Origin of the sequence: Janibacter sp. A1S7 (genome assembly GCF_037198315.1) — a bacterium.
GTDB lineage: Bacteria > Actinomycetota > Actinomycetes > Actinomycetales > Dermatophilaceae > Janibacter > Janibacter alittae.
Genome location: NZ_CP144913.1, coordinates 130,091 through 154,247, shown reverse-complemented (window position 1 = coordinate 154,247; position 24,157 = coordinate 130,091). Strand labels below are relative to the sequence as shown.

The window sequence follows — 24,157 nt, the reverse complement described above, 5'->3', positions numbered from 1 at the left end:
ATCCGGCACCTCGCCCGCGCCTACAGTGGTGGAGTGACCATCCGCGTGGCCCTCGAGCACCGCACGAGCTATCGCTTCAGCCAGCCCGTGCAGGTCTACCCGCACACGATCCGGCTGCGACCGGCACCGCACTCCCGTACGCCGGTCCCGAGCTACTCGCTGCGGATCGAACCGGGCAACCACTTCGTCAACTGGCAGCAGGACCCCTTCGGCAACTGGTTGGCGCGCGTCGTCTTCCCCGACAAGGTCGACCACCTCGAGATCACCGTCGACCTGCTCGCGGACATGACCGTGATCAACCCCTTCGACTTCTTCGTCGAGGACTGGGCGGCCACCTTCCCCTTCGCCTACCCGGCGCAGCTGCGCGACGACCTGTCCCCCTACCTCCACCCCGTGGGCGGCGAAGGGGGCGGAGGCACCTCTGCCGACGTCGTCGCGTGGCTCGAGGATCGGCTGCCGTCGCTGCTGACCGCGCCGCGGGAGGCGGCCGTCGGTGCCGGGACGCCGATCGTCAGCTTCGTCGTCGGCCTCAACCGCGCCATCCGCGAGAGCGTCGACTACACGGTCCGCCTCGAGGCGGGGGTGCAGACGCCCGCGCACACCCTCCAGCGGGGCATCGGCTCGTGCCGCGACAGCGCGTGGCTGCTCGTCGCGGCACTGCGGCACCTCGGTCTGGCTGCGCGCTTCGTCTCCGGGTACCTCGTGCAGCTGAGCACCGACCAGTCCGCGGTCGACGGCCCCGACGGGCCCGCAGAGGACTTCACCGACCTGCACGCGTGGGCCGAGGTCTACATCCCCGGTGCGGGCTGGGTCGGGCTCGACGCGACGTCCGGGCTGCTCTGCGGCGAGGGGCACATCCCGCTCTCGTGCACCCCGCACCCCTCCTCGGCCGCCCCGATCAGCGGCGCCACCGGCCCGGTCTCGGTCGACTTCGACTTCGCCAACACGATCACCCGGCTCGCCGAGGACCCGCGCGTGACCAGACCGGTCGACGAGGCGCAGTGGTCCCGCATCACCGAGATCGGTGCGGCGGTCGACGACCTGCTGGCGAAGGGGGACGTGCGCCTGACCATGGGCGGCGAGCCGACCTTCGTCGCGGCCGGTGGGACGACGCACCCGCAGTGGCACACCGCCGCCGACGGCGAACAGAAGCGGACGCTCGCGATGGCGCTCGCCCGGCGGCTGTCGGGGACCGGCACGCTGCGGCACCACGGCCAGGGCAAGTGGTACCCGGGCGAGCCGCTGCCCCGGTGGGCGATCATGCTGGCCGACCGCACCGACGGCCGGCCGCTGTGGCGTGACCGCGACCTGCTCGATGACCCGTGGGGCGAGGCCCGGCTCGAGTCCGGTTCTCCCGATGCCGCCGGCGCCGCCCGCGACCTCGCCGTCGCGATCGCCCGACGGCTCGGTATCGACGTCGAGCACCTCGCTGCGGCCGTCGAGGACCCGCTGCAGCGACTCGTCCGGGAGGCTCGCCGCCCGACCGGGTCGGAACCGGCTCCCGGCGACCTCGCCCCGGACGACCCCGGGGCGGCCGACGCGCAGTCGCGGGCCGCGCGGGTCGCCCAGGTCGATGCCGACGTGGACCCTGACACTCCGGCAGCCTGGGTGCTGCCGGTCTTCCCCGCACCCGACGGCCGGGGCTGGGGGACGACGACCTGGCGCACCCGCCGCGGCTTCCTCGCCCTCGTCCCGGGGGACTCACCCGCGGGGCTGCGTCTGCCCCTCGGCTCCATCGCGTGGGGCGAGGGCCCGGTCACGCCGGAACGATCCCCCTTCGCCCCGCGCGGAGCGCTCCCCGCTGCCTCTGCCCCCGGCACTCCGTCGCACGAGCCCACGCAGGCGCGGGGTCCGGCACGGGTGATCCCGATCGACGAGGCTCCCCGGACCGCCCTCGCGGTGGAGCACCGCGACGGTCACCTCTTCGTCTTCCTGCCGCCGCTGGAGGACCTCGAGGACGCCGTCGAGCTGATCGCCGTCATCGAGGCGGCCGCCGGTGAGGTCGGACAGCCGGTCGTCCTCGAGGGCTACCCGCCGCCCGGTGACGAGCGGCTGCGCACCATGTCGATCACCCCCGACCCGGGCGTCATCGAGGTCAACGTCTCCCCGACCTCCTCGTGGTCCGAGCTCGTCGAGCAGACCGAGACCGTGCACGAGCACGCCCGCCAGATCCACCTCGCCACCGAGAAGTTCGACCTCGACGGCTCGCACACCGGCACCGGTGGCGGCAACCACCTCACCCTCGGCGGCGCCACTCCCGCCGACAGCCCGCTGCTGCGTCGCCCCGACCTGCTGCGCTCGCTCGTGACGTACTGGCAGCACCACCCGTCGTTGAGCTACCTCTTCTCCGGGCGCTTCATCGGGCCGACCTCGCAGGCTCCTCGCGTGGACGAGGGACGGGCGGACGCACTCTACGAGCTCGAGATCGCCTTCGCGCAGATGGACCACGTCCTGGCGATGGAGCACGACGAGCTGGACGTCACCGAGCCGCTGACCGAGGACTCCTACGTCAAGCAGCACACCCGGCCGTGGCTCGTCGACCGGCTGCTGCGGCACCTGCTGACCGACATCACCGGCAACACCCACCGCGCGGAGTTCTGCATCGACAAGCTCTTCGCGCCCGGCACCGAGCGCGGACGCCTCGGCCTGCTCGAGATGCGTGGCTTCGAGATGCCGCCGCACCCACGGATGGCGCTGCTGCAGGCGCTGCTCGTGCGCTCGCTCGTCGCGAAGTTCTGGGAGGAGCCCTACGCCGCCCCGCTCGTGCACTGGGGCACTCGCCTGCACGACCGGTACCTGCTGCCGGCCTTCGTCGCCGCCGACCTGCGCGACGTGCTCGACGACGTCAACCGCTACCTGACCTCGCGGGGCGTGGACCGGCTCGACCCGGCCTGGTTCGACCCCTTCCTCGAGTTCCGCTTCCCCCGGCTCGGGGACACCGTGGTCGGCGGGGTCGAGCTGGAGCTGCGCAGCGCGATCGAGCCGTGGCACGTCCTGGGCGAGGAGGTCAGCCAGTCCGGTACCGCCCGCTACGTCGACTCCTCGGTGGAGAAGGTCCAGGTGCGCGCCGTCGGTCTCGTCGAGGGGCGACACGTGGTCACGTGCAACGGCGTCCCGGTCCCGATGGTCCCCGTGGCTGAGCAGGGATGGGGTGGCCCGGTCGGGGCGAAGGGGGCGACCGGCGCCTTCGTCGGTGGCGTCCGCTTCCGCGCCTGGGCACCGCCGTCGGCGCTGCACCCGACGATCGGGGTGCACGGGCCGCTCGTCTTCGACCTCGTCGACCGGTGGGCGGGACGCTCGCTCGGTGGGTTCACCCACCACGTGACCCACCCCGGTGGCATCAGCTACGACTCCTTCCCGGTCAACGCGGCGGCGGCCGAGTCCCGGCGGGCGGCACGATTCGTCGTCGGCGGACACACCCCGGGGCCGATCGACGTCGATGCGCTGCCCGACCCGCTGTCGAGCCTCGGCCCTGCCGTGACCGACTTCCCGGTGACGCTCGACCTGCGGCGCTTCCCGGGAACCGACCGGGCGCCCGCCGGCGACTGAGTCAACCGGTGGCGCGGGCCAGGGTGAGCGAGAAGTCCTCCGCCTCGTCGGTCCAGCCCCCGTCGGGCGCCAACCCGTGCGTGGCGAGCTCGGCGTGCAGCTCCTCGAGGCGGAACTTGCGGGAGATCTCCGTGCGCAGGTACTCCCCCTTCGCCAACCGCCAGCGCCGACCGATGCCGGTGAAGTCCGCGTCGACGTCGCGGACGGCGCGCAGCCGCATCTCGATGTGCGAGGCCCGCTCGTCCCAGACCGCCTCGTGCGCGAAGTCCTCGCGGTGCAGGCCGGTGACCGGCACCGTGCGGTTGATGACGTCGATGAGATTGAGGTCGAACTGCGCCGTGACCCCGGCGGCGTCGTCGTAGGCGGCCGTGAGTCGGGTGGGGTCCTTGACCAGGTCCGCCCCCACCAGGAAGTGGTCCCCCGGGGCGAGCGCCTGAGACACCATCGCGAGGAAGTCGTCGCGCTCGGCGTCGGTGAAGTTGCCGATCGTGCCCCCGAGGAAGAGCAGCAGCCGCTCGCCCGGCTCGCCGACGAGTGGTGGGAGGTGCAGGAAGTCGGCGACCGCGGGCTCGACCGTGAGCGTCGGGTACTCCGACCGCAGCTGGGCAGCGGTCTCCAGCAACACCTCACTGCTGATGTCCAGCGGCGCGTACACGGCACGGCGACCACCGGCCGTGAGTGCGTCCAGGAGCACTCGGGTCTTCGCGGACGTCCCGGCACCGAGCTCGTCCACGCCACGGGCTCCGGTGATCGCGATGATCTCGGGGCTGCGGGCCTGCAGGATCTCGTGCTCGGCCCGTGTGGGGTAGTACTCCGGCAGGGCGGTGATCTGGTCGAAGAGCCGGCTGCCGCGCTCGTCGTAGAACCATCGCGGTGGCAGGGAGGGCGGACTCGACCACAGGCCGTCGCGCAGGTCCGTCTCGAGCTGGGCGCGGGTCACCGGGCGAGCCGCAGTCCGGCGAAGACCCAGCGGGAGTCCGCGGGGAAGAAGTTGCGGTAGGTGATCCGCGGGTGCTCCGGTGGCGTCACGGCGGAGGCGCCGCGGAGCACGTGCTGGTCGTTCATGAACTTGCCGTTGTACTCCCCGACGGCGCCGGGTGCCGTGACGAAGCCGGGGTAGGGCAGGTAGGCGCTGGCGGTCCACTCCCACACGTTGCCGAGGGTCACCTCACGGGCGAGGTCGGGGTGACAACGCTCCGGGTCCAGCAGACCGCCGCGCACCTCCTGGCCGCTGGCCGCCCAGGCCTCCCACTCGTGCTCGGTGGGCAGGCGGTACCCCGCCCACCGGGCAAAGGCGTCGGCCTCGAAGAACGAGATGTGGCACACCGGCTCGGCGGCGACCACCGGACGCCGTCCCGACAGGGTGAACGTGGTCCACCCCTCGTCCTCGTCGTGGCGCCAGTACCCGGGCGCGCGCCATCCCTGCGACTGGAGCGTCGCCCACCCGTCGGAGAGCCACAGGTCCGGCTGCTCGTAGGCGCCGTCGGCGATGAACTCCGTCCACTCGGCGTTGGTCACCTGCCGGCCGGCGAGCTCGACGTCCTCGAGCCAGACCCGATGGCGTGGCCGCTCGTTGTCGAAGGCGAATCCCTCCCCGGCGTCGCCCACCCGCGTGACCCCGCCGGGGACGTGCATCCAGCGAAGGGGGGCGGGCTCGGCCGTCGGGTCGGGATCCGCAGCGCGGTCGACGTGGGCCGGTTGGATCACGTTGCCGGAGAGCAAGTGCTTGAAGTCGGTCAGGAGCAGCTCCTGGTGCTGCTCCTCGTGGTGGCAGCCCAGCTCGACGAGCGCCAGGGACGACTCGTCGAGGGTGCCGGCGCAGACCCGGTCGGCGACCTGCTGCTCGACATCCGCCCGGTAGGCCGCGACCTCGGCGACCCCGGGGCGGGTCACCTGGCCGCGAGCAGCCCGCGGGTGCCGCTCGCCGACGGTCTCGTAGTAGCTGTTGAACAGGTACCGGAAGGCGGGATCGCGCGGCCGGTAGCCGGGGTCCGCCCCCAGGACGAACTCCTCGAAGAACCACGTCGTGTGGGCGCGGTGCCATTTCACCGGGCTGGCCGTGGTCATCGACTGCGGCGTCTGGTCCTCGGGGGTGAGGTCCCGGACCAGTCGGTCGGTGCGGGCGCGCACGTCACGGAAGCGGTCGAGCAGGGCGGTGGTGTCCTGGCGGGTGGAGACGGTGGTCATGATGTCCTCCGTGCGACGAGGTCTGACGAACCGCGCCGGGCATCGAGAGATCGAGCTTTGGACGACATCGACCCTACTCCGGGACGGGGACGCTGTCGCGGCGTGCCGACCTGCCACCGCGGACGCTTCGGGCGCCGGAGGTCCCTGCCTCAGTCGATCAGCGCCGACTCGATGCGGTGCAGGTAGCCAGCGCCCCGGTCGGTGAGCCCGTAGAGGTGGCGTTGCGCCCCGGTGCGGTGCCCCGGCTGCTCCCGGACGCTGAGCAGTCCGAGACCGCGCAGTCGTCGTAGGGCCCGGTAGAGCCCTCGCTCGGTGTGCTCCCACCCGGTGCGCTGGGCGAGCGTCTCGGCGATGGTCGAGGTGTCCGCCTCGACGGCCTCGGCGATGAGGCGCAGCAGCACCAGCGTGGTGGCGCTCTTCTTGTAGACCTCGACCCAGCCGCGCACGAGCTCGTCGAGCAGCTCCTCCTCCTCGCTCTCAGGCATGGAGGTCCTCGAACCCTCGCGAGGCGATGCTCGCCGTCAGGTGGATGAGCAGGCCCACGCCCCAGATGACGAACATGCCGAACAGCACGCCGAACCACTGGTCGTCGATCGGGAAGTTCGCATCGCCTCGGATGGCTTCCTCGTTGCCGACGATCAGCACCGCGGCGTGGATGTGGAAGCCGAGGTTGACGGTGATGAACCCGCACAGGTGGGCGACGAGTCGCCCGAACCGGATCTGCGACAGGGCGTGTCGGCGTCTCCAGTGGTAGAGCGCGTAGACGACGGCCACCACCGCGGTCATCAGGGCGGCGGTGAGGTCGATCCGGTTGCCGGTGGCGGCGATCCCGAGCTGCAGCAGGATGTTGAGCACCACCATGGTGGCGAGATACGGCAGGATCACGCGCCTGGCGTTGAGCTGGGTCTGGGACATGACTGGCCTCCCTGAGGGTGTGTACCTTAGGTACACTACCATCGAGACGCCACTCCTGGCCGCCGCGATCCCGCCCGGGTGGAGGTGGGCTCGAGGGCGCGGAGCCCTACCGCACCACGGTCGTCGTCACCTCGGTCAGGCTCGGTCGCACCGGGGTGGAGCTGAAGCCGAACTGCGGGGGCGGCGCCACGTCCGCGAGCGCTCCGAGCTCGACGCCGTGCCAGGTACCGCTGAGCCGGGTGACCGCGCGCTGGTCCCGAGCGCCGTAGTACTCCCGACGCCCGTTGCCGGCGCTGCCGCGCGTGCGCACCCCGGGGAAGACCCGGCGGGCGACCGGGTCGGCCAGCGTGGCGAAGGCCCGACTGCGCGCGAGCGGGCCGGGCAGCAGCCGCAGGAGACGCCCGACACCGGTACGGCCCCCGAGGCCGACACTGGCGCGAAGGGGGCCGGCGTCGACCTCCCACCGGGCGCCACCGTCGCGCTCGGTCACCGTCACCGGCGTGAGCACGACCTCGTCGAAGGAGTAGGTGGCACTGACGTACTCGGCCACCCGCTCGTTGATCGCGAGCAGGACGCGCCGGTGGTCCGCCGTGGCGATCATGACGCCGCTGAAGGCGCCCAGCGGCGTGCGCCACCAGTCACCGATGACCAGTCGCAGACCGCTCGTCGACCCGGCCCCGAGGATCCTGCCGTCGAATCGATCGATGATCTGCGTCGCCATGCGCCCCATCCAACCACGGTCGACGGCCTTGGTTGCACACAACTAAGTTGCGTGCAATGGTGTTGTCATGGACCCCGACCACCAGCTCGACCACCAGGTCTGCTTCGCCCTGTATGCGGCGGCGAAGGCGGCGACCGGCGCCTACCGTGACGCGCTCGCCGACCTGGGCCTGACGTACACCCAGTACGTCACGCTGCTCGCGCTCTGGGAGCAGGACGGACGAACCGTCTCCGACCTGGGGTCCGTGCTGCACCTCGACAGCGGGACGCTCTCCCCCCTCCTGGGGCGACTGGCCGGCTCCGGCCTCCTCGAGCGCCGACGCGAAGGGGCCGACGGGCGTCAGGTGCGCATCCACCTGACCGCCGCCGGGCGGGATCTCGAGGAGAAGGTCGCCTCGATCCAGCGTCGCCTGTACGAGTGCGTCGACATGGACGCGGACGAGCTGGCCACGCTGCGGCGGCTCGCCCAGCGGTTCTCCCGGTCCACCACCGACCTGACCAACCCCACCACAGATGGAGCACCACGATGAAGACCCTGTACACAGCAGAGGCCCTGGCCACCGGAGCCGGGCGCGACGGGCACGGCCGCAGCGCCGACGGGCGCCTCGACCTCGACCTCGCCGTCCCGACCCAGATGGGCGGCTCGGGCGAGGGCACCAACCCCGAGCAGCTCTTCGCCGTCGGTTACGCGGCCTGCTTCCACTCCGCTCTGCAGCTGGTGGCCCGCGAGGCGAAGGCCGACGTCACCGACTCCTCGGTCGGCTCGCGGGTGCACATCGGCCAGACCGAGACCGGTGGGATGCAGCTCGCGGTCGAGCTGGAGGTGGCCCTGCCCACCCTCGAGAGCGAGGCCGCCCAACAGCTGGCCGACCGGGCCCACGAGGTCTGCCCCTACTCCAACGCCACCCGCGGCAACATCGACGTGACCATCACGGTCACCAAGGACTGATGCACATGACCAGCACTCCCACCACCACCCGCCAGATCGTCCTCGCCTCGCGCCCGCACGGCGCGCCGACGGACGAGAACTTCCGCCTCGAGAGCGTCGACCTGCCCGAGCCGGGCCAGGGCCAGGTCCTCGTGCGCAACGAGATCATGTCCGTCGACCCGTACATGCGCGGTCGGATGAACGACGTGAAGTCCTACGTGCCCCCCTTCCAGATCGATGCGCCGCTGGACGGCGGGGCGGTCGGCGAGGTCATCGCCTCGGACTCCGCCGAGGTACCGGTCGGCGCCCACGTCCTGCACGGTCTCGGCTGGCGGGAGCACGTGACGCTGGACGCGTCCAACGTGACGGTCATCGACACGGACGCGGCACCGGCCTCCGCCTACCTCGGCGTCCTGGGCATGCCCGGGGTGACCGCCTACGTGGGCCTGACCGCCGTCGCCGGGATGCGTGAGGGCGACACCGTCTTCATCTCCGGTGCGGCCGGCGCCGTCGGCCAGGTCGCGGGCCAGATCGCCAAGGCCCTCGGCGCTGAGCGCGTCGTCGGCTCGGCCGGTTCCCCGGAGAAGATCGAGCGACTGCTCGAGCTCGGCTACGACGCCGCCTTCAACTACAAGGAGACGCCCGTCCGCGAGGGTCTGCGCGAGGTCGCGCCCGACGGCATCGACGTCTACTTCGACAACGTCGGTGGCGACCACCTCGAGGCCGCGATCGGTCACCTCAACCGCTTCGGTCGCGTGGCGATGTGCGGAGCGATCTCCCAGTACAACGCGACCGAGCCCGCCCCGGGACCGCGCAACCTCTTCCAGGCCATCGGCAAGGGACTGACCCTGCGCGGCTTCATCGTCGGGCAGTACCCGCACCTGGCCGACGAGTACCGCTCACAGGCCGCCACCTGGCTGGCCGACGGGCGCCTGGTCGGTGACGAGACCTTCCGCGACGGGCTCGAGGGCGCCCCGCGGGCCTTCATGGACCTGCTCGGCGGGGCCAACACCGGCAAGATGCTCGTACGTCTGTCATGAGTACCGCGCTCGTGTGGTTCCGCCGGGACCTGCGCCTGCGCGATCACCCGGCCCTGCACGAGGCCGCCGGGCGTGGCGAGGTGCTGCCGCTCTTCGTCATCGACCCGGCCCTGTGGCGGCCTGCCGGGCGAGCGAAGCTCGCCTGGCTGGCCGCCACCCTGCGCAGCCTGGACGACTCGCTCGACGGGCGTCTGGTCATCCGTCTCGGCGACCCCGAGCAGGTCGTGCCCCGCGTGGCGCGCGAGGTCGGCGCCGGCTCGGTGCACGTCAGCCGGGAGAACGAGCCCGGCGGCATGGCCCGCGACCGCCGGGTCGTCGCGGCCCTGCGTGAGATCGGGGTCGAGGGCGTGGCCTCGGGCTCCCCGTACGCGGTCGACCCCGGCACCCTGCTGACGAAGGGGGGCACCCCCTTCCGCGTCTTCACACCCTTCGCCGCGGCGTGGCGCGAGCACGGGTGGGACAGCGCCCGACCCGCTCCGCGGGGGGTGCGCTGGGCCACCGCCGGCAGCGACGGTCGGGTGGACGGGATGCTCGACAAGGCGCTGCGGGAGAGCCCCATCGACCTGCCCGCAGCGGGCGAGGAGGCGGCCCACCGCCGGTGGCAGCGCTTCCTCGACGGCCCGCTGTCGGACTACGACGACGATCGGGACCGGCCGGACCGGGAGGGCACCTCACGGATGTCGGCTGACCTGCACCTGGGAGTCGTCCACCCCCGCCAGCTCCTGGACGATCTGCGCGGGCGTACCGGGGCGGGCGCCGAGGCGTACCGCACCGAGCTCGCCTGGCGGGAGTTCTACGCCGACGTGCTCCTGACGCAGCCGGACTCCGCCTGGCAGGACCTGCGGCCGCTGCCGGTGGCCTACGACGAGCCGCAGGACGCCATCGACGCCTGGCGCGCAGGACGCACCGGATTCCCCTTCGTCGACGCGGGCATGCGGCAGCTGCTCGGCGAGGGGTGGATGCACAACCGCGTGCGCATGGTCACGGCGAGCTTCCTCACCAAGGACCTGCACGTGTGGTGGCCGGTGGGAGCGCAGCACTTCCTCGACCACCTGCTCGACGGTGACCTCGCCTCGAACAACCACGGGTGGCAGTGGGTGGCGGGGACCGGCACCGACGCCTCCCCCTACTTCCGCGTCTTCAACCCGGTGACCCAGGGGCAGCGCTTCGACCCCGACGGGGCCTACGTGCGGCGGTGGGTGCCGGAGCTGGCACACCTGCCGGGAGCGGCAGCCCACGAGCCGTGGAAACACGACGGCGGCTACGACCATGACTACCCGCGGCGCATCGTCGACCACGCCGAGGAGCGCACGGTGGCCTTGGAGCGCTACGAGGCAGCAAAGTCCTAGTCGCGCTCCCGCCGGTCGATCAGGTCGGGCGCGTGGTGGGAGCCATCTGCTGGGTCTTGCCCGGGTCACGCACCACGTGCTCCCCGAGGACCTCGTCGATCCGGGCCATGACCTGCGGCTCGAGGACCACCCCGGACGCGGCGACGTTCTCCGCGACCTGCTCGGGCCGGGAGGCGCCGATGATCGCCGCGGCGACGTTGTCGTTCTGCAGGACCCAGGCGACCGCGAGCTGGGCCATCGTCAGGCCGACGTCCTCGGCGACGGGCCGCAGCCCCTGCACGGCAGTGAGCAGCTCCTCGTCGCCCACCCGACCGGCGATCGACTGGCCGGCCTCCTCGTGGGCCGCCCGGCTCCCTTCGGGCAACGGCTGACCGGGCTGGTACTTGCCGGTGAGGATCCCCTGCGCGATCGGGGACCACACGACCTGCGAGAGGCCGAGCTCCTGGCTCGTCGGGACGACCTCGCCCTCGATGACCCGCCACAGCATGGAGTACTGCGGCTGGCTGGAGACCAGGCGGATCCCCAGCTCCCGGGCCAGGGCGTGCCCCTGACGGATCTGGTCAGCGGTCCACTCGCTGACCCCGATGTACAGCGCCTTGCCGGAGCGCACCACGTCGGCGAAGGCCTGCATCGTCTCCTCCAACGGCGTCTCCGTGTCGAAGCGGTGCGCCTGGTACAGGTCGACGTAGTCGGTGCGCAGGCGGCGCAGGGAGCCGTCGATCGACTCGCGGATGTGCTTGGCGGACAGGCCGGAGTCGTTGGGGCCCTTGGGACCGGTCGGCCAGTAGACCTTGGTGAGGATCTCCAGGGACTCGCGCCGCTCCCCCGCGAGCGCCTGTCCGAGGACGGTCTCCGCGGCGGTGTTGGCGTAGACGTCAGCGGTGTCGAAGGTCGAGATGCCGTGGTCGAGCGCCGCCCGCACGCACGCCTTCGCCGCGTCGGCCTCCACCTGTGAGCCGTGGGTGAGCCAGTTGCCGTAGGCGATCTCGGAGATCTTCAGACCGCTGTTGCCGAGGTATCGATGCTGCATGTCGCCCACGCTACGCCCGTCGGCCGACAACCCTCAGGGAGTGACGTTGAGCCGCCGCAGCACCTGCGCGGCGACGTCCGCGTCGCCGGTCACCACGACCGCGGCGTCCGCGGGCGCGATCCGGCCACCGGTGAGTCGCAGCCAGGTGGCATCGTCCATCTCGAGGGTCACGTCGCTCCCGTCGGCGGGGTCGACGGGAGCGGCCCGCCCGTCCTCGCCGACCCGTGCGGCCAGGACCCGGCCCTGCGGTCCGGTGACGTGGGCGACGACGGAGGTACCGGCGGGCAGCTTGCGCAGGGCGGCCGGGAAGGCCGCGGTCATCACGGCGGCGACGTGGGCCGCGCCGGCGCTCGTGGTGACCATCGGCCGGCCGGTCGCGCGCCGGATGTCCTGCTCGTGCACCCACAGGTCGATGGGGCGGTTGGTCAGCCAGGTCCGCAGATCCCATCCCAGTTCGCCGGCGAGACCGGGGGCAGGCGCCTTCGGGTCGCTCCGGTCGACGTTCGTCATGGCCTCGCGACGCACGACGCAGGCCCGCTCGAACTCGGTGAGCAGGTCCTCCACGGACCGGTCACGGCGGGCCGCGACCCCGGCCTCGGTGACCTCGGTCGGCATGGGCCGGTTGCGCCCCGGCTCGACCACGACCCGACCGCCTGCCGGCTGCTCGAAGCCCGCCGCCTCGGACTCGAGGTGGGCCACGTGGGCGAGGACGTCCCGGGCGGTCCAACCGGGGAGCGCCGGGCGGTCCCACTCCTCGTCGGACAACTCGTGGACGAGGGCGAGGAGGTCCTGCGCGGCCTCGTCCCACACGGTCAGCGGGTCAGGGTTCGTCATGGCGACACCCTAGGAGCCGTGGCACGCTGCAGGGGTGACTCTCCCCCTTCGTGTCGTGCTCATCGGCGCCGGTGACCTCGGGATCCGCGTCGGGACCGCCCTCGCCGACGCCGGACACCACGTCACCGGTGTCCGGCGCACCGTCTCCGCGCTGCCCGAGCAGATCTGCGGGGTCTCCGCCGACCTCGCCACCGACGATCTGCCGGACCTGCCCGCCGACCTGCTCCTCGTCGCGCTCGCGCCGGACCAGCGCGACGAGTCCGGCTACCGGCACACCTACGTCGAGGCGATGCGCCGCGGGCTCGACGCCGTGCTGCGCGCCGGCACCCCGCAGCGGGCCGTGCTCATCTCCTCGACGAGCGTCTACGGTGATCTCCCCGGCGACCTCGACGAGGACAGCGAACCCGCGCCGGCCACCGGACGGGCCGAGGTCCTGCTCGAGGCCGAGCGTCTCTTCCGCGACATGACGAAGGGGACGGTCCTGCGGCTCAGCGGTCTGTACGGAGGCACGAGCACCCGGATGATCGACGGCGTGCGGCGCGGCGAGAACCCCGACCCGGGGAGGTGGACGAACCGGATGCACCGTGACGACGCGTCCGCGGCGATCGTCCACCTGCTCACCCGTGACGCCGACCCGGAGCCGCTGTACGTCGGCACCGACGACGAGCCGTCGACGGCCGGCGCCGTGCGGGACTTCCTCGCCGACGAGCTCGGGCTGCCGCGGCCGGCACCGTCGGGGAGCACCGAGCCCAGCGTGCGCCGGATGATCAACACCCGCTTGCGGGAGAGCGGCTTTCACCTGCAGTACCCGACCTTCCGCGAGGGGTACCGGGCACAGCTGGAGCGCGACTCCTGACGCCTGCTTAGGGTGAGCCCATGACCCTGCAGGAGATGCTCGACCAGGCCGCCACCGGCACCGTCCACGTCCAGGAGGGCTGGGGCCAGGGTCGGGCCACCTACGGCGGGCTCGTCGCCGGCCTGATGCACTCGGCCCTGCGCGCCCGGCTGCCCACGCCGGCGCCGCTGCGCAGCATCACCGTCAACTTCGTCGGGCCCGTCACGCCCGGCGATGCAGCGGCCGACGTGCAGATCCTGCGCTCCGGCAAGAGCGCGACGCAGGGGCTGGTGACGCTGCGTCAGGGGGAGTCGGTGGTGGCGGCTGCGCTGGCGGCCTTCGGCGCCCCCCGCGAGTCCGCGATCCGGGTGTCGTCCTCGATGGCGATGCCGCAGCTTCCCGAGCCGATGACGATCGACCCGTTGCCGTACATCTCCGGGGCGACCCCGGACTTCTTCCAGCACGTGGAGATGCGCCTGGCCGACGGTGGTGTGCCCTACTCGGACACGACGACCTCGCACATGACCGGCTGGATGCGCTTCCGGGAGGCGCCGCCGACCTTCGACGAGCGACACTTCGTCAGCCTCGCCGACTCCTGGCCGCCGGCGGTGATCCAGATGCTGGCCACTCCCGCACCCGGCAGCAGCATGACCTGGACCCTCGAGCTGGTCGACGAGGTCGCCGCCGAGCCGGACACGCACTGGGCCTACGCCGTGCACACCGATCACGCCGCCGAGGGGTACGCCCACACCGACGCGCGGATCTGGCACCCGGACGGCCGGCTCGTCGCGATCAGCCGGCAGACGGTGTCGGTCTTCGGCTGAGGCCCGTGCACAAAAAGGACTCCTGGAGCGGAAGAGGCCGATTTCTCGGCTGATCCGCACCAGGAGTCCTTCGTGTGCACAGGGTCAGCGGTTGCGACCCGTGCTGCTGCTGGAGAAGGCGACGACGCTGCCGCCGCGGGCGTTGCCCTGACGCGAACCGCCACTGCGACCCTGACCGGAGCCGCGGGACTGACCACCGCGACCGCCGGAGCCTCCGCGGCCCTGGTTCCGGTTGCGACCGGCGCCGCCGCGCTCACTGCGGCCACTGCCGCCCTGGCCACCGCGGCCATTGCCGTCACGACCGGAGCCGCCACGACCGGAGCCGCCACGACCGCCGGAACCCCCCTTCGCACCGCCCTGCTGCTGGGGAGCGGACACGAAGCCGCCGGGGAAGGACCGCTCACCGGGGGCGAGCTCGCTGAGCAGCTCGTGACCCGCGGTCACCTTCGTCGTCGTCGGCTTGATACCGGCCTTGCGGGTGAGGTCACGCACGTCGCGGACCTGCTCGTCGGTCATCAGCGTGACGACCGTGCCCTCGGCGCCCGCGCGGGCGGTGCGGCCCGAGCGGTGGAGGTAGGCCTTGTGCTCGACCGGCGGGTCGGCGTGGATGACCAGGGCGACGTCGTCGACGTGGATGCCGCGGGCGGCGATGTCCGTCGCGACGAGGGTCTGGGCCGCGCCGGAGTGGAAGGCGTCCATCGACCGGGTGCGGGCACCCTGGCTGAGGTTGCCGTGCAGCTCGACCGCGGGGACACCGGCGGCGTTGAGCTGGCGGGCCATCCGCTTGGCGCGGTGCTTGGTGCGGGTGAAGACGACCTTGCGACCGGGGGCGGCGACGAGGTCGGTGAGGACCTGCATGTGCTGCGTGGACTGGATGTGCAGCACGTGGTGGCTCATCTTCGCGACCGGGGACTGCGCCGAGTCGGCCTCGTGGGTCTTCGGGTTCTCGAGGTAGCGCTTGACGATCTGGTTGATCGCTCCGTCGAGGGTGGCGGAGAAGAGCATCCGCTGGCTGCCGCGCGGGGTCTTGTCGAGGATGCGCTTCACCGCGGGGAGGAAGCCGAGGTCGGCCATGTGGTCGGCCTCGTCGAGGATCGTGATCTCGATCGAGTCGAGGTTGACGTGGCCCTGGTTCATCAGGTCCTCGAGGCGGCCGGGGCAGGCCACGACGACGTCGACACCCTTGCCGATCGCGGTGACCTGGGGGTTCTGGCCGACGCCACCGAAGACGGTGCGGCTGCGCATGCCGAGCGCCTTGGCGAAGGGGGTGAGAGCCTCGTCGATCTGGGTCGCCAGCTCACGAGTCGGCGCGAGAATGAGGGCGCGGGGCCGCTTGCTCTGCGGGCGCTGCTTGCTGGCCGCGAGGCGGGCGAGCATCGGCAGCACGAAGGCCAGGGTCTTGCCCGACCCGGTGCGCCCACGGCCGAGGACGTCGCGTCCGGCGAGGGAGTCCGGCAGCGTCGCGGCCTGGATGGGGGTGGGGGTGGTGATGCCGTCCTTCTCGAGGATCGAGGTCAGGACGGTGGGTACGCCGGTGTCGGCGAACGTGGTGGTCACGAAGGGGTGCTCCAAACGGAGTCGTGATGCTTCGGTTCTGCCCGGCGCGGACCCGCACAGGGCGGTCGCGGCGCGTTGGCATCGGTGCAAGAAGAGGAGCAGCACGCTGCAGAACTGGGCGACTGCTGGAATCAGTCTACAGGTGGCGAAGGTCGTGGCTGACCACGAGCTGCGGCTGACCCTACGAAGTAGAGCCAGCCGCAGTTCGTTGAGGGGACGAGCAGATCAGATGACGCCCTGCGCCACCATCGCGTCCGCGACCTTGATGTACCCGGCGAGGTTGGCGCCCGTGACGTAGTCACCGGGGGCATCGAACTCGTCCGCGGTCTCGACGCAGTTGCGGTGGATGTCGCGCATGATGTCCTCGAGACGCGCCTCGGTCTCCTCGAACCCCCAGGAGTCACGGCTGGCGTTTTGTTGCATCTCCAGGGCGGAGGTGGCAACACCCCCGGCATTGGAGGCCTTTCCTGGTGCGTAGAGGACGCCGGCCTCCCGGAAGACCTCGACCCCACCCGGGACGCAGGGCATGTTCGCGCCTTCGGCGACCAGCTGCACGCCGTTCTTGACGAGTGCGTGGGCGTGCTCCTCGGACAGCTCGTTCTGCGTGGCGCACGGGAGGGCGACGTCGCAGGCCACATCCCAGATCGCGCCGTTCTCGACGTGACGCACCGCGCCACCCTTGGCCTCGGCGTAGTCGGTCAGGCGGCCGCGTTGGACTTCCTTGATCTCCTGGAGCAGCTTGAGATCGATACCGTCCTCGTCGACCACGTAGCCACCCGAGTCGGAGACGGCGATGACCTTGCCGCCGAACTGGTGGATCTTCTCCACCGCGTAGGTCGCGACGTTGCCGGAGCCGGAGACGACGACGGTCTTGCCGTCGAGGGACTCGCCCTTCTCCTTGAGCATCTCCTGGGCGAAGAAGACGGTGCCGTAGCCGGTCGCCTCGGTACGCACCTGCGAGCCACCCCAGGACAGGCCCTTGCCGGTGAGGACGCCGGACTCGTAGCTGTTGGTGATGCGCTTGTACTGGCCGAAGAGGTAGCCGAGCTCGCGGCCGCCGACGCCGATGTCGCCGGCGGGGACGTCCGTGTACTCGCCGATGTGGCGGTAGAGCTCGGTCATGAAGGACTGGCAGAAGCGCATGATCTCCTGGTCCGAGCGACCCTTGGGGTCGAAGTCGGAGCCGCCCTTGCCACCGCCGATGGGCATGCCGGTCAGGGAGTTCTTGAAGACCTGCTCGAAGCCGAGGAACTTGATGATCGACAGGTTCACGCTCGGGTGGAAGCGCAGACCCCCCTTGTACGGTCCGAGCGCGGAGTTGAACTCGACGCGGAAGCCCCGGTTGATCTGGACCTCGCCGGTGTCGGTCGTCCACGGGACGCGGAAGATGATCTGGCGCTCCGGCTCGCAGATGCGCTGCATGATCGACCACTGGGCGTACTCGGGAACCCGGCCGGCGATCGGCGACAGCGACGACATCACCTCGTAGACAGCCTGGTGGAACTCCTTCTCACCGGGGTTGCGGGCGATCACCTCATCGAAATGGCTTGTGAAGAGGGGGTGGAGCGCGGGAGCGGACATGCAGATCTCCATCGTCGTCGGGGCAGGTTCAGGAGGGACACGGTAGCGGCCAGGGCGCTGGATCCGAATGCCGGTCCCGTGGGTGAGAAGGTCATCACAGCCCCATGAATCCGCGGAAGTGACGTCCCTCACACGTTGGGCGCGTGGCACAGTGGGCTCCATGAGTACCTCCGTGACCCGTGAGAGCAACCCGGACCGGTTCGAGATCACCAGCGACGGAACCGTCGCCGGGTTCGCCCAGTTCCTCGACCGGGACGGACACCGGATCTTCTTCCACACCGAGATCGGTGAGGAGTTCGGCGGGCAGGGCCTGGCCGGGATCGTCGTCGCCGAGGCGATCGCCGCCACCCGAGAGGAGGGCCTGACGGTGATCCCGATCTGCCCCTACGTCAAGAAGTGGCTGACCAAGCACACCGAGCACGAGGACATCACCGCCAAGCCCACCGCGGACGACTTCGCCGCGATCGGCGCCTGACCCGGCCCGCATGCGCGTCGCCACCTTCAACGTCAACGGCATCCGGGCGGCGCAGCGCCGCGGCTTCGAGTCCTGGCTCGCCGAGCGGGACCCGGACGTCGTCGCCCTGCAGGAGGTCCGCTGCTCCCCGGACAAGCTGCCGGAGGGCGTCTTCGGCGGGTACCACCTGACCTACGAGCCCGGTCACGTCGCCGGGCGCAACGGTGTCGCCGTGCTCACCCGCGAGCGTCCTGCCGCGGTGCGCACCTGGGACGGCGAGGTGCTGATGCGTGCGCCCGGCGAGGAGCACACCCACCGTGAGCCCTCCCCGCCCGGGACGATGGCGCGAGGGCTCTCCCCCTTCGCCTCCGAGGGGAGGTACGTGGAAGTCGACCTGGTGTCGACTCCGCACTCCCCGCCGGTGACCGTCGCCTCGCTCTACCTGCCGAAGGGGGGTCTGCCGGCCCACCTGCAGAAGCCGGGTGGTCGTGAGCAGCCCGACGGCGGAGCGAAGTACGACCGCAAGATGGCTTTCCTCGCCTCGTTCGCCCGGCAGCTCGACCGCTCCCGCAAGGCAGCGAAGGCAGCCGGCCGGGAGTTCCTGCTCCTGGGCGACCTCAACGTCGCCCACACCCGTCAGGACCTGACCAACTGGCGGGGGAACGCCAAGTCCGAGGGTTTCCTGCCCGAGGAGCGGGAGTGGTTCTCCTCGATCACCTCGCCGCGCACGCTCGTGGACGTCGTGCGGCGCGTGCACCCCGACGCGGACGGCCCGATGTCATGGTGGTCGTGGATGGGTGGCGCCTTCGACCGGGACACCGGCTGGCGGATCGACTACCACCTGGCGACGCCGTCGCTGGCCACGCGTGCGGTGACCGCCGGGACAGATCGACCGGCCAGCGCTGACACGCGGGTCAGCGACCACGCGGCCGTCGTCGTCGACTACGCCGACGCCTGAGCAACGCGAACCGACAGACCGGAGAGGACCTTGCTGGCATGACGCACACATCGCGGATCCGCGCGATCGGCGCTGTCCTGGCCGTCGGCGTCCTCACCGGGTGCAGCCTCGTCGGTGCTGACGAGCCCGCGCCGCAGGGTGAGCAGGCAGTGCAGGCGCAGGAGCGCGTGGATGCGATCCGCGACACCGGCCGCCCGCCGACCCACGACCTGCTGGCGTCGATGGGCAGTGCCCCCAAGGAGCTGTTCACCCTCCCCGTTGCCGAGATGGACCCGCGGGGTGAGTGCCGAGAGTCGGCGTGCGTGGTCACCTGGCGACCGCTGAGCACCGACACCGTCGTGGCCGAAGGGACGGTCGGGAGCAACAGCAGGGAGGGCCGCCACGCCTTCCGCACCGCGCTCGATCTGACCACCGGCACGACGGCGTGGTCGAACTCCGCGCCAGTCCCGCCGGGACAGGCCGACGCCGGCGAGATCTGCTTGGGCGGGAGCGCCGAGTCGCTGGTCTGCGTCGAGACGGGGCCCGGCCAGTACGCCTTCCGCACCATCTCGGCGGAGAACGGTGAGCAGGTCGCGCGAGCCCCCTTCGTCGAGGCACCCGCCCCCGAGGAGTCGAGCATCGTCGGGATGAGCGCGGAGCGTCGCGGCGACGCCTACCACGTGAGCGTCCTCGTCCAGGAGGACGACGCCAGGACCCGGACGGCCTCGGTGCACGCCGCACAGATCGCCGCCGACGGGTCGATCGTCTGGCACCACCAGTCCCCCGCCAGCATCGGCAACGGGATCCTCAGCGAGACCTACCGCCTGGGCGACCAGATCGTCATCACCCACGTGACCTCGCAGGACGGTGAGCCCTTCGCCCTGTCCGCGGAGACCGGCGATCGCGTCACGATGTCCGCCGACAACGCCGACGCGCTCACCGGGCTCAGCGAGTCCGTGCACTCCTTCGTCGACGACGGCAGCGCTGCGGACTACCGCTTCCTGCTCGACGCCGGCCGCACCAAGATGCTCCCGGCCGGGGACGTGGACGAGGAGCCGCTGTGGACCGTCCCCGCCGGCACGGCACTGAGCAGTGTGTGTGGTGGCGCCGTCGCCCTGACCGAGGACGAGTCGGCGCACGCGGTGTCCATGCGAGCGCTCGACGACGGCAGCGAGCTGTGGCAGCGCCCCCTCTCGGGCGACGCGGCCATCTCCTGCGACGGCGAGCACCTCCTCGTCGCCGACGAGGACGGCCTCACCGCGCTCGATCCCGAGACGGGCGAGCAGGCGTGGTCGGTCGACGGCCAGTGGGACGGTGTGCGGGTCATCAAGGCGCTCGACCCGTCCGGGACCGCCGAGCGCTTCGCCGTGATCAGCGCGGGCGCCGCCGGTGAGGAGACGGTCACGGTCTATCAGGCCCGGTAGGCAGCGCTACCGTGGCGGGCATGAGTGACCTCACCGTGCTGCACAACCCGAAGTGCTCGACCTCCCGCTCCGCCCTCGAGACCCTCGACGCGTCCGGCGCGCAGGCGGAGGTCGTCCAGTACCTCAAGGAGCCCCTCGACGAGGCGGCCCTGCGCGAGCTGATCGGCAAGCTCGAGGACGAGCCGAGCGACCTCGTGCGCCGGGATTCCTTCTTCAAGGACCAGGGCCTGACCGACGCTGACGTCGCCACGGTCGACCAAGTCGTCGCCGTGCTCGTCGAGCACCCCCGCCTGATGCAGCGGCCCGTCATCGTCAAGGACGACCGGGCGATCATCGGCCGCCCGAAGGAGCGGGTCGCCCCCTTCGTCCAGGGCTGAGCACCCGCCTGGCTGGAGTTTCTTGGGGTTCGCAGGAGTTCGATACTCCGGTGAACCAGACGAATATCGGGTCACCCGATATTCGAGGGGCTCACGAGGCGTCAGTCGACCCGCAGCTCGCCCATCTCCTCCCACCCGGAGCCGTCGACGACGCGGCTGATGATGCGCGGGGTCTCGGCGAGGGCGGGCTTCATGGCCGCCAGGCCCTTGGCGAAGTGGTCGCTGGTCACGTGGGCCTCGCCCGCGTCGTCCTGGAAGGCCTCGACGAGCACCCACTCGTGCTCGTCCTCGAGGCTCTTGCTCCACTCGAAGAAGATGTTCCCCGGCTCGGCGCGGGTGGCCTGCGTGAACTCCGTGACGAGCTCGGGCCACTGCTGTGTCCACTCGGGCTTGGTCTTGTACTTCACGACGATCAGGATCATGGCCTCACGCTAGCGCGAGCACCCCGTGGCGCAGCAGGTCAGCGGCCGCGGCGCGGACGAGGGCGCCGCTGTCGGGGTGCTCCCCGAGCTCGGCGACGACCACGTCGGTGAGCTCGTCGAGGGTGTGCCCGGGGCGGGCACCCAGCCAGAGGGCGGCCCCGGCGCCGGCCAGACGAAGGGGGCGCGGCCCGGCCAGCACGAGCACCTCGCCGTCGTGCGCGATGGCATCCGACCACGGCGCCCGCACCAGGCGGTCCGCCCCGTCCAGGTCGGCGCCGCTCACCTGCGAGGTCGCCGGGTCCGCGCCGGTGACCTGCTCTGTGGTCAGTTGCTCCGTCGCGTCGGGCGGCAGGTGCTCCCAGATCGGTGGCGCCGTCCCGGGCGCTGCCAGGTGCTCGCGCACCAGGTCGTGGCAGGTGTCGACCTCGGCGTAACGCATCCGAGCCGGTGCCCCGCCGACGGTGACCGCGCGGGCCAGCCGGTCCAGGCCGTCCGGCACCAGCCAGGCCGAGGAGGTCTCGGGCAGCACCGCGAGGAGCTGGTCGATCAGGCCGACCGGCTCGATGGACGGCTCGGTGACGTCCGTGTCGCGATCGAGGGTGAGCAGCCGTGCCAGCCGGGCGTGCCCGGGCGTCGGGCCGAGTCCGAGCTCGTCCGGCGACGGCTCGTGCTTGCGCCAGCGGTCGGCCGGGTCGACGACCAGGGAGGGCGGTTTGGGGTGGGGGGCGATCGCGTGGTCCTCGAGGAGCACGAGTGTCTCGTCCGAGAGGTACCCCAACGCTCGGCCGAGGACCCGCGTGGCGGTCGACTTGCCGCCGCCCGAGGGGGCGACGAGGGCGAGCGCACGCCCCGAGTCGTCGGCGAGCGCCGCCGCGTGCAGGAGGGTGACCCGGCCGCGCAGTCGCACCAGGCCCGTGCGGGTCAGCTCGCGGGAGAGGTCGTAGGACTGTCGGGTGGCCGTGGCGCGGACCGTCTGCGGCTCGTCGTCGAGGATCGGTGTGCTCCGGCCGGCCAAGTCGATGCACCGCCGCCACCGGGCGGCGGTCTCCGCGGCAGGGGCCTCGTCGAGCTCGGACACGTCGAGCACCCACCGGCACCCCATCGACACCATGTCGAGGTGACGGACCTCCCCCTTCGTCGGGTCACTCACCCGGCCATCCTCCCCTAGGCTCGGGACCATGCCGAGACCGCACTTCGCCGCGATCATCGAGGACGCCTGGCACCGCCAAGTGGCGGGCGCCATGCGTCGCCGTGGTTGGGGCACACGCGTGCTCGCCCACACCGGATACGGCAGCGTCGACCGGGTCCGCGTCCTCGGCCGGGTCCTGATGACCCGCCGCCCCTACGCGCCCGCCGCGGCCGATGCGCGGGCGACCTGGCTGGAGCTGCGGACCGCCGACAACGAGCGAAGGGGGTGGCGCTTCTTCTTCGCCACCCCGGCCAGTGGCGAGCCGGTCACCGTGACCGTCGGGGAGAAGGAGTTCCGGACCCGCGTGGACCGGTCGGGCATCCTCGACCTGACGATCACCGGCCACGACCTGGCGCCGGGCTGGCACCACCTGCACGTCTCCTCGCCCCGGGCCGCGGACACGACGGCGGCGGTCTTCATCGTCGACCCGCAGGAGACCTTCGGCATCGTCTCCGACATCGACGACACCATCATCACCACGACGATGCCGCGGCCGATGATCGCCGCGTACAACACCTTCTTCCGTCACGAGGGCACCCGCCGGGCCGTGCCGGGCATGGCGACGATGTACCGCGAGCTGCTGCGGGAGCACCCGAACGCGCCGATCATCTACGTCTCGACGGGCGCGTGGAACGCCGTGCCACCGCTGACCCGGTTCCTGCGTCGGGCCGGCTACCCGCTCGGACCGATGCTCATGACCGACTGGGGTCCGACCAACACCGGCTGGTTCCGCTCGGGCCAGGACCACAAGCGCGCCTGCCTGCACCGGCTGGCGCGCGAGCTGCCCGAGGTGAGGTGGGTGCTCATCGGTGACGACGGGCAGCACGACCCGAGCATCTACGGCGAGTTCGCCGAGCAGCGTCCCGACCGCGTGCGGGCGATCGGTATCCGGGTGCTGTCCGCGACCGAGCAGCTGCTGAGCCACTTCACCCCGATCGCGACCGACGCCTACGAGCAGCACGTCGGGGTCCAGCTACCGATCTGCCATGCGGCGGACGGCTACACGATGCTGGAGCAGATGCGCCAGGCCCTCGGGATCGCACCTGCGGAGCGACGCGATGCCTGAGCTGCCCGAGGTGCAGGGACTCGTCGACTTCCTCGACGAGCGGCTGCGCGGGCACGCGGTCGAGGCGCTGGAGCTCGCCTCCTTCACCGTCCTCAAGACGGTCGACCCACCGCCGCAGGCGCTCTCCGGCGCCCCGGTCGACGGGGTGCACCGGCACGGGAAGTTCCTCGACGTCGACTGCGACGGGACGCACCTGGTGATCCACCTGGCCCGCGCGGGATGGGTCCGATTCAGCGAGGAGCTGCCCCGGACCATGCTGCGCCCGGGCACGTCACCGATCGCGCTACGGCTGCGGATGTCCGACGGCTCCGGCTTCGACCTGACCGAGGCGGGGACGAGGAAGAGCGTCGCCGCCTACCTGGTCCGGGACGTGCAGGACGTGCCGGGTGTCGCCCGCCTCGGCCCGGACCCGCTCTCACCGGGCTTCACCCGGGAGGCCTTCGGCGAGGTCCTCGCCGGGCGGTCGGCGCAGATCAAGGGCGTCCTGCGCGACCAGTCCCTCATCGCCGGCGTCGGCAATGCCTACTCCGACGAGGTGCTGCACGTGGCGCGGCTGTCTCCCTTCGCCCATGCCGCGAAGCTCACCGACGACGAGGTCGACGTGCTCTACCGGGCCCTGCGCACGACCCTGACCGACGCGGTCGCCGCCGCCTCCGGCAGACCGGCGAAGGAGCTCAAGGACGCCAAGCGCGAGAGGATGCGCGTCCACGGCCGTACCGGCGGGGCGTGCCCGGTGTGCGGGGACGTGGTGCGCGAGGTCAGCTTCGCCGACCGCTCACTGCAGTACTGCGCCACCTGCCAGACCGACGGCAAGGTGCTCGCCGACCGGCGCACCAGCAAGTTCCTCAAGTGATCCCGTCCGACGGCGGCACGAGGGGTCGGACGTGGTCGCGAGTGAGTACGCGTGCGGATGTGCCCTGACCTCGATCGCGGAAGGAT

General features: G+C 71.6%; 24 protein-coding genes. 13 read left to right on the top strand and 11 right to left on the bottom strand.

Features of this window, described 5'->3' with window-relative positions; translation table 11 throughout:
* Window positions 1-33 precede the first annotated feature (33 nt).
* Window positions 34-3,549, top strand: coding sequence for a DUF2126 domain-containing protein (locus V1351_RS00745; protein ID WP_338749769.1), 3,516 nt, complete (start codon window positions 34-36; stop codon window positions 3,547-3,549).
* 1 nt (window position 3,550) lies between these two features.
* On the opposite strand, the gene egtD is transcribed toward V1351_RS00745, so the two are convergent.
* From egtD to V1351_RS00720, 5 genes are all read right to left on the bottom strand, one after another.
* Window positions 3,551-4,489: an L-histidine N(alpha)-methyltransferase gene (gene egtD, locus V1351_RS00740; RefSeq protein ID WP_338749767.1), complete on the bottom strand. Its 939-nt coding sequence runs from the start codon at window positions 4,487-4,489 to the stop codon at window positions 3,551-3,553.
* Window positions 4,486-5,736, bottom strand: a complete 1,251-nt coding sequence (gene egtB, locus V1351_RS00735) for an ergothioneine biosynthesis protein EgtB (RefSeq protein WP_338749765.1) — start codon at window positions 5,734-5,736, stop codon at window positions 4,486-4,488. Before egtB ends, egtD begins: the two co-directional genes overlap by 4 nt.
* Before the next feature lie 149 nt (window positions 5,737-5,885).
* Window positions 5,886-6,221, bottom strand: a complete 336-nt coding sequence (locus V1351_RS00730; protein ID WP_338749763.1) for a helix-turn-helix transcriptional regulator — start codon at window positions 6,219-6,221, stop codon at window positions 5,886-5,888.
* On the bottom strand, window positions 6,214-6,651 hold the full coding sequence (locus V1351_RS00725; protein WP_338749761.1) for a hypothetical protein: 438 nt from the start codon (window positions 6,649-6,651) through the stop codon (window positions 6,214-6,216). The genes V1351_RS00730 and V1351_RS00725 overlap by 8 nt, the downstream gene beginning before the upstream one ends.
* 106 nt (window positions 6,652-6,757) lie before the next feature.
* A complete protein-coding gene (locus tag V1351_RS00720; protein ID WP_338749759.1) occupies window positions 6,758-7,372 on the bottom strand; it encodes a hypothetical protein in 615 nt (204 codons plus the stop codon).
* Window positions 7,373-7,439: 67 nt separating this feature from the next.
* Here V1351_RS00720 and V1351_RS00715 point away from each other — a divergent pair, with 67 nt between their 5' ends.
* The 4 genes from V1351_RS00715 to V1351_RS00700 are packed head-to-tail and all read left to right on the top strand — an operon-like array spanning window position 7,440 to window position 10,688.
* Window positions 7,440-7,901 carry a MarR family winged helix-turn-helix transcriptional regulator gene (locus V1351_RS00715; protein WP_338749757.1) on the top strand — a complete coding sequence of 154 codons (462 nt, stop codon included), beginning with the start codon at window positions 7,440-7,442 and terminating at the stop codon, window positions 7,899-7,901.
* Complete coding sequence (locus V1351_RS00710) at window positions 7,898-8,320, top strand: organic hydroperoxide resistance protein (RefSeq protein WP_338749755.1); 423 nt, start codon at window positions 7,898-7,900, stop codon at window positions 8,318-8,320. The genes V1351_RS00715 and V1351_RS00710 overlap by 4 nt, the downstream gene beginning before the upstream one ends.
* A gap of 5 nt (window positions 8,321-8,325) precedes the next feature.
* Window positions 8,326-9,339 carry an NADP-dependent oxidoreductase gene (locus V1351_RS00705; RefSeq protein ID WP_338749753.1) on the top strand — a complete coding sequence of 338 codons (1,014 nt, stop codon included), beginning with the start codon at window positions 8,326-8,328 and terminating at the stop codon, window positions 9,337-9,339.
* Window positions 9,336-10,688, top strand: a complete 1,353-nt coding sequence (locus tag V1351_RS00700) for a cryptochrome/photolyase family protein (protein ID WP_338749751.1) — start codon at window positions 9,336-9,338, stop codon at window positions 10,686-10,688. The genes V1351_RS00705 and V1351_RS00700 overlap by 4 nt, the downstream gene beginning before the upstream one ends.
* Window positions 10,689-10,707: 19 nt before the next feature.
* On the opposite strand, the gene V1351_RS00695 is transcribed toward V1351_RS00700, so the two are convergent.
* Both V1351_RS00695 and V1351_RS00690 read right to left on the bottom strand, forming a co-directional pair.
* Window positions 10,708-11,718, bottom strand: a complete 1,011-nt coding sequence (locus tag V1351_RS00695; protein ID WP_338749749.1) for an aldo/keto reductase family protein — start codon at window positions 11,716-11,718, stop codon at window positions 10,708-10,710.
* Between the two features lie 33 nt (window positions 11,719-11,751).
* Complete coding sequence (locus V1351_RS00690; RefSeq protein WP_338749747.1) at window positions 11,752-12,552, bottom strand: maleylpyruvate isomerase family mycothiol-dependent enzyme; 801 nt, start codon at window positions 12,550-12,552, stop codon at window positions 11,752-11,754.
* Between the two features lie 34 nt (window positions 12,553-12,586).
* Between V1351_RS00690 and V1351_RS00685 the strand changes: the two genes are divergently transcribed.
* Window positions 12,587-13,408, top strand: coding sequence for an NAD-dependent epimerase/dehydratase family protein (locus V1351_RS00685; protein ID WP_338749745.1), 822 nt, complete (start codon window positions 12,587-12,589; stop codon window positions 13,406-13,408).
* A gap of 20 nt (window positions 13,409-13,428) precedes the next feature.
* Window positions 13,429-14,211, top strand: a complete 783-nt coding sequence (locus V1351_RS00680) for an acyl-CoA thioesterase (protein WP_338749743.1) — start codon at window positions 13,429-13,431, stop codon at window positions 14,209-14,211.
* 84 nt (window positions 14,212-14,295) lie between these two features.
* Here the strand turns inward: V1351_RS00680 and V1351_RS00675 are convergent, their stop codons facing one another.
* Together V1351_RS00675 and gdhA are read right to left on the bottom strand one after the other, a co-directional pair.
* Window positions 14,296-15,768, bottom strand: coding sequence for a DEAD/DEAH box helicase (locus V1351_RS00675; RefSeq protein WP_338749741.1), 1,473 nt, complete (start codon window positions 15,766-15,768; stop codon window positions 14,296-14,298).
* Between the two features lie 225 nt (window positions 15,769-15,993).
* Window positions 15,994-17,349 carry an NADP-specific glutamate dehydrogenase gene (gene gdhA / locus V1351_RS00670; RefSeq protein ID WP_338749739.1) on the bottom strand — a complete coding sequence of 452 codons (1,356 nt, stop codon included), beginning with the start codon at window positions 17,347-17,349 and terminating at the stop codon, window positions 15,994-15,996.
* A 160-nt stretch (window positions 17,350-17,509) separates the two neighbouring features.
* Here gdhA and V1351_RS00665 point away from each other — a divergent pair, with 160 nt between their 5' ends.
* The 4 genes from V1351_RS00665 to arsC are packed head-to-tail and all read left to right on the top strand — an operon-like array spanning window position 17,510 to window position 20,541.
* Entirely contained in the window at window positions 17,510-17,824 is a 315-nt protein-coding gene (locus V1351_RS00665; RefSeq protein WP_338749737.1) for a GNAT family N-acetyltransferase, read from the top strand.
* A gap of 10 nt (window positions 17,825-17,834) precedes the next feature.
* A complete protein-coding gene (locus tag V1351_RS00660; RefSeq protein ID WP_338749734.1) occupies window positions 17,835-18,761 on the top strand; it encodes an exodeoxyribonuclease III in 927 nt (308 codons plus the stop codon).
* A gap of 38 nt (window positions 18,762-18,799) precedes the next feature.
* Window positions 18,800-20,164 (top strand): PQQ-binding-like beta-propeller repeat protein, encoded by a 1,365-nt coding sequence (locus V1351_RS00655; RefSeq protein ID WP_338749732.1) that lies wholly within the window; start codon window positions 18,800-18,802, stop codon window positions 20,162-20,164.
* 20 nt (window positions 20,165-20,184) lie between these two features.
* Complete coding sequence (arsC, locus tag V1351_RS00650) at window positions 20,185-20,541, top strand: arsenate reductase (glutaredoxin) (RefSeq protein WP_338749730.1); 357 nt, start codon at window positions 20,185-20,187, stop codon at window positions 20,539-20,541.
* 101 nt (window positions 20,542-20,642) lie between these two features.
* Here the strand turns inward: arsC and V1351_RS00645 are convergent, their stop codons facing one another.
* A complete protein-coding gene (locus V1351_RS00645) occupies window positions 20,643-20,963 on the bottom strand; it encodes a putative quinol monooxygenase (protein WP_338749728.1) in 321 nt (106 codons plus the stop codon).
* A 4-nt stretch (window positions 20,964-20,967) separates the two neighbouring features.
* A complete protein-coding gene (locus V1351_RS00640) occupies window positions 20,968-22,113 on the bottom strand; it encodes a hypothetical protein (RefSeq protein ID WP_338749726.1) in 1,146 nt (381 codons plus the stop codon).
* A 28-nt stretch (window positions 22,114-22,141) separates the two neighbouring features.
* Here V1351_RS00640 and V1351_RS00635 point away from each other — a divergent pair, with 28 nt between their 5' ends.
* A complete protein-coding gene (locus V1351_RS00635) occupies window positions 22,142-23,218 on the top strand; it encodes an App1 family protein (RefSeq protein WP_338749724.1) in 1,077 nt (358 codons plus the stop codon).
* Window positions 23,211-24,071 carry an Fpg/Nei family DNA glycosylase gene (locus V1351_RS00630; RefSeq protein ID WP_338749722.1) on the top strand — a complete coding sequence of 287 codons (861 nt, stop codon included), beginning with the start codon at window positions 23,211-23,213 and terminating at the stop codon, window positions 24,069-24,071. Before V1351_RS00635 ends, V1351_RS00630 begins: the two co-directional genes overlap by 8 nt.
* The last annotated feature ends 86 nt before the right edge of the window (window positions 24,072-24,157 follow it).

Excerpts from the sequence above, each read along its gene's own strand:
- egtB (WP_338749765.1), bottom strand. The coding sequence starts at position 5,736 with ATGACCACCGTCTCCACCCGCCAGGACACCACCGCCCTGCTCGACCGC.
- V1351_RS00730 (WP_338749763.1), bottom strand. The coding sequence starts at position 6,221 with ATGCCTGAGAGCGAGGAGGAGGAGCTGCTCGACGAGCTCGTGCGCGGC.
- V1351_RS00725 (WP_338749761.1), bottom strand. The coding sequence starts at position 6,651 with ATGTCCCAGACCCAGCTCAACGCCAGGCGCGTGATCCTGCCGTATCTC.
- V1351_RS00720 (WP_338749759.1), bottom strand. The coding sequence starts at position 7,372 with ATGGCGACGCAGATCATCGATCGATTCGACGGCAGGATCCTCGGGGCC.
- V1351_RS00715 (WP_338749757.1), top strand. The coding sequence starts at position 7,440 with ATGGACCCCGACCACCAGCTCGACCACCAGGTCTGCTTCGCCCTGTAT.
- V1351_RS00710 (WP_338749755.1), top strand. The coding sequence starts at position 7,898 with ATGAAGACCCTGTACACAGCAGAGGCCCTGGCCACCGGAGCCGGGCGC.
- V1351_RS00705 (WP_338749753.1), top strand. The coding sequence starts at position 8,326 with ATGACCAGCACTCCCACCACCACCCGCCAGATCGTCCTCGCCTCGCGC.
- V1351_RS00700 (WP_338749751.1), top strand. The coding sequence starts at position 9,336 with ATGAGTACCGCGCTCGTGTGGTTCCGCCGGGACCTGCGCCTGCGCGAT.
- V1351_RS00695 (WP_338749749.1), bottom strand. The coding sequence starts at position 11,718 with ATGCAGCATCGATACCTCGGCAACAGCGGTCTGAAGATCTCCGAGATC.
- V1351_RS00690 (WP_338749747.1), bottom strand. The coding sequence starts at position 12,552 with ATGACGAACCCTGACCCGCTGACCGTGTGGGACGAGGCCGCGCAGGAC.
- V1351_RS00680 (WP_338749743.1), top strand. The coding sequence starts at position 13,429 with ATGACCCTGCAGGAGATGCTCGACCAGGCCGCCACCGGCACCGTCCAC.
- gdhA (WP_338749739.1), bottom strand. The coding sequence starts at position 17,349 with ATGTCCGCTCCCGCGCTCCACCCCCTCTTCACAAGCCATTTCGATGAG.
- V1351_RS00665 (WP_338749737.1), top strand. The coding sequence starts at position 17,510 with ATGAGTACCTCCGTGACCCGTGAGAGCAACCCGGACCGGTTCGAGATC.
- V1351_RS00660 (WP_338749734.1), top strand. The coding sequence starts at position 17,835 with ATGCGCGTCGCCACCTTCAACGTCAACGGCATCCGGGCGGCGCAGCGC.
- V1351_RS00655 (WP_338749732.1), top strand. The coding sequence starts at position 18,800 with ATGACGCACACATCGCGGATCCGCGCGATCGGCGCTGTCCTGGCCGTC.
- arsC (WP_338749730.1), top strand. The coding sequence starts at position 20,185 with ATGAGTGACCTCACCGTGCTGCACAACCCGAAGTGCTCGACCTCCCGC.
- V1351_RS00645 (WP_338749728.1), bottom strand. The coding sequence starts at position 20,963 with ATGATCCTGATCGTCGTGAAGTACAAGACCAAGCCCGAGTGGACACAG.
- V1351_RS00635 (WP_338749724.1), top strand. The coding sequence starts at position 22,142 with ATGCCGAGACCGCACTTCGCCGCGATCATCGAGGACGCCTGGCACCGC.
- V1351_RS00630 (WP_338749722.1), top strand. The coding sequence starts at position 23,211 with ATGCCTGAGCTGCCCGAGGTGCAGGGACTCGTCGACTTCCTCGACGAG.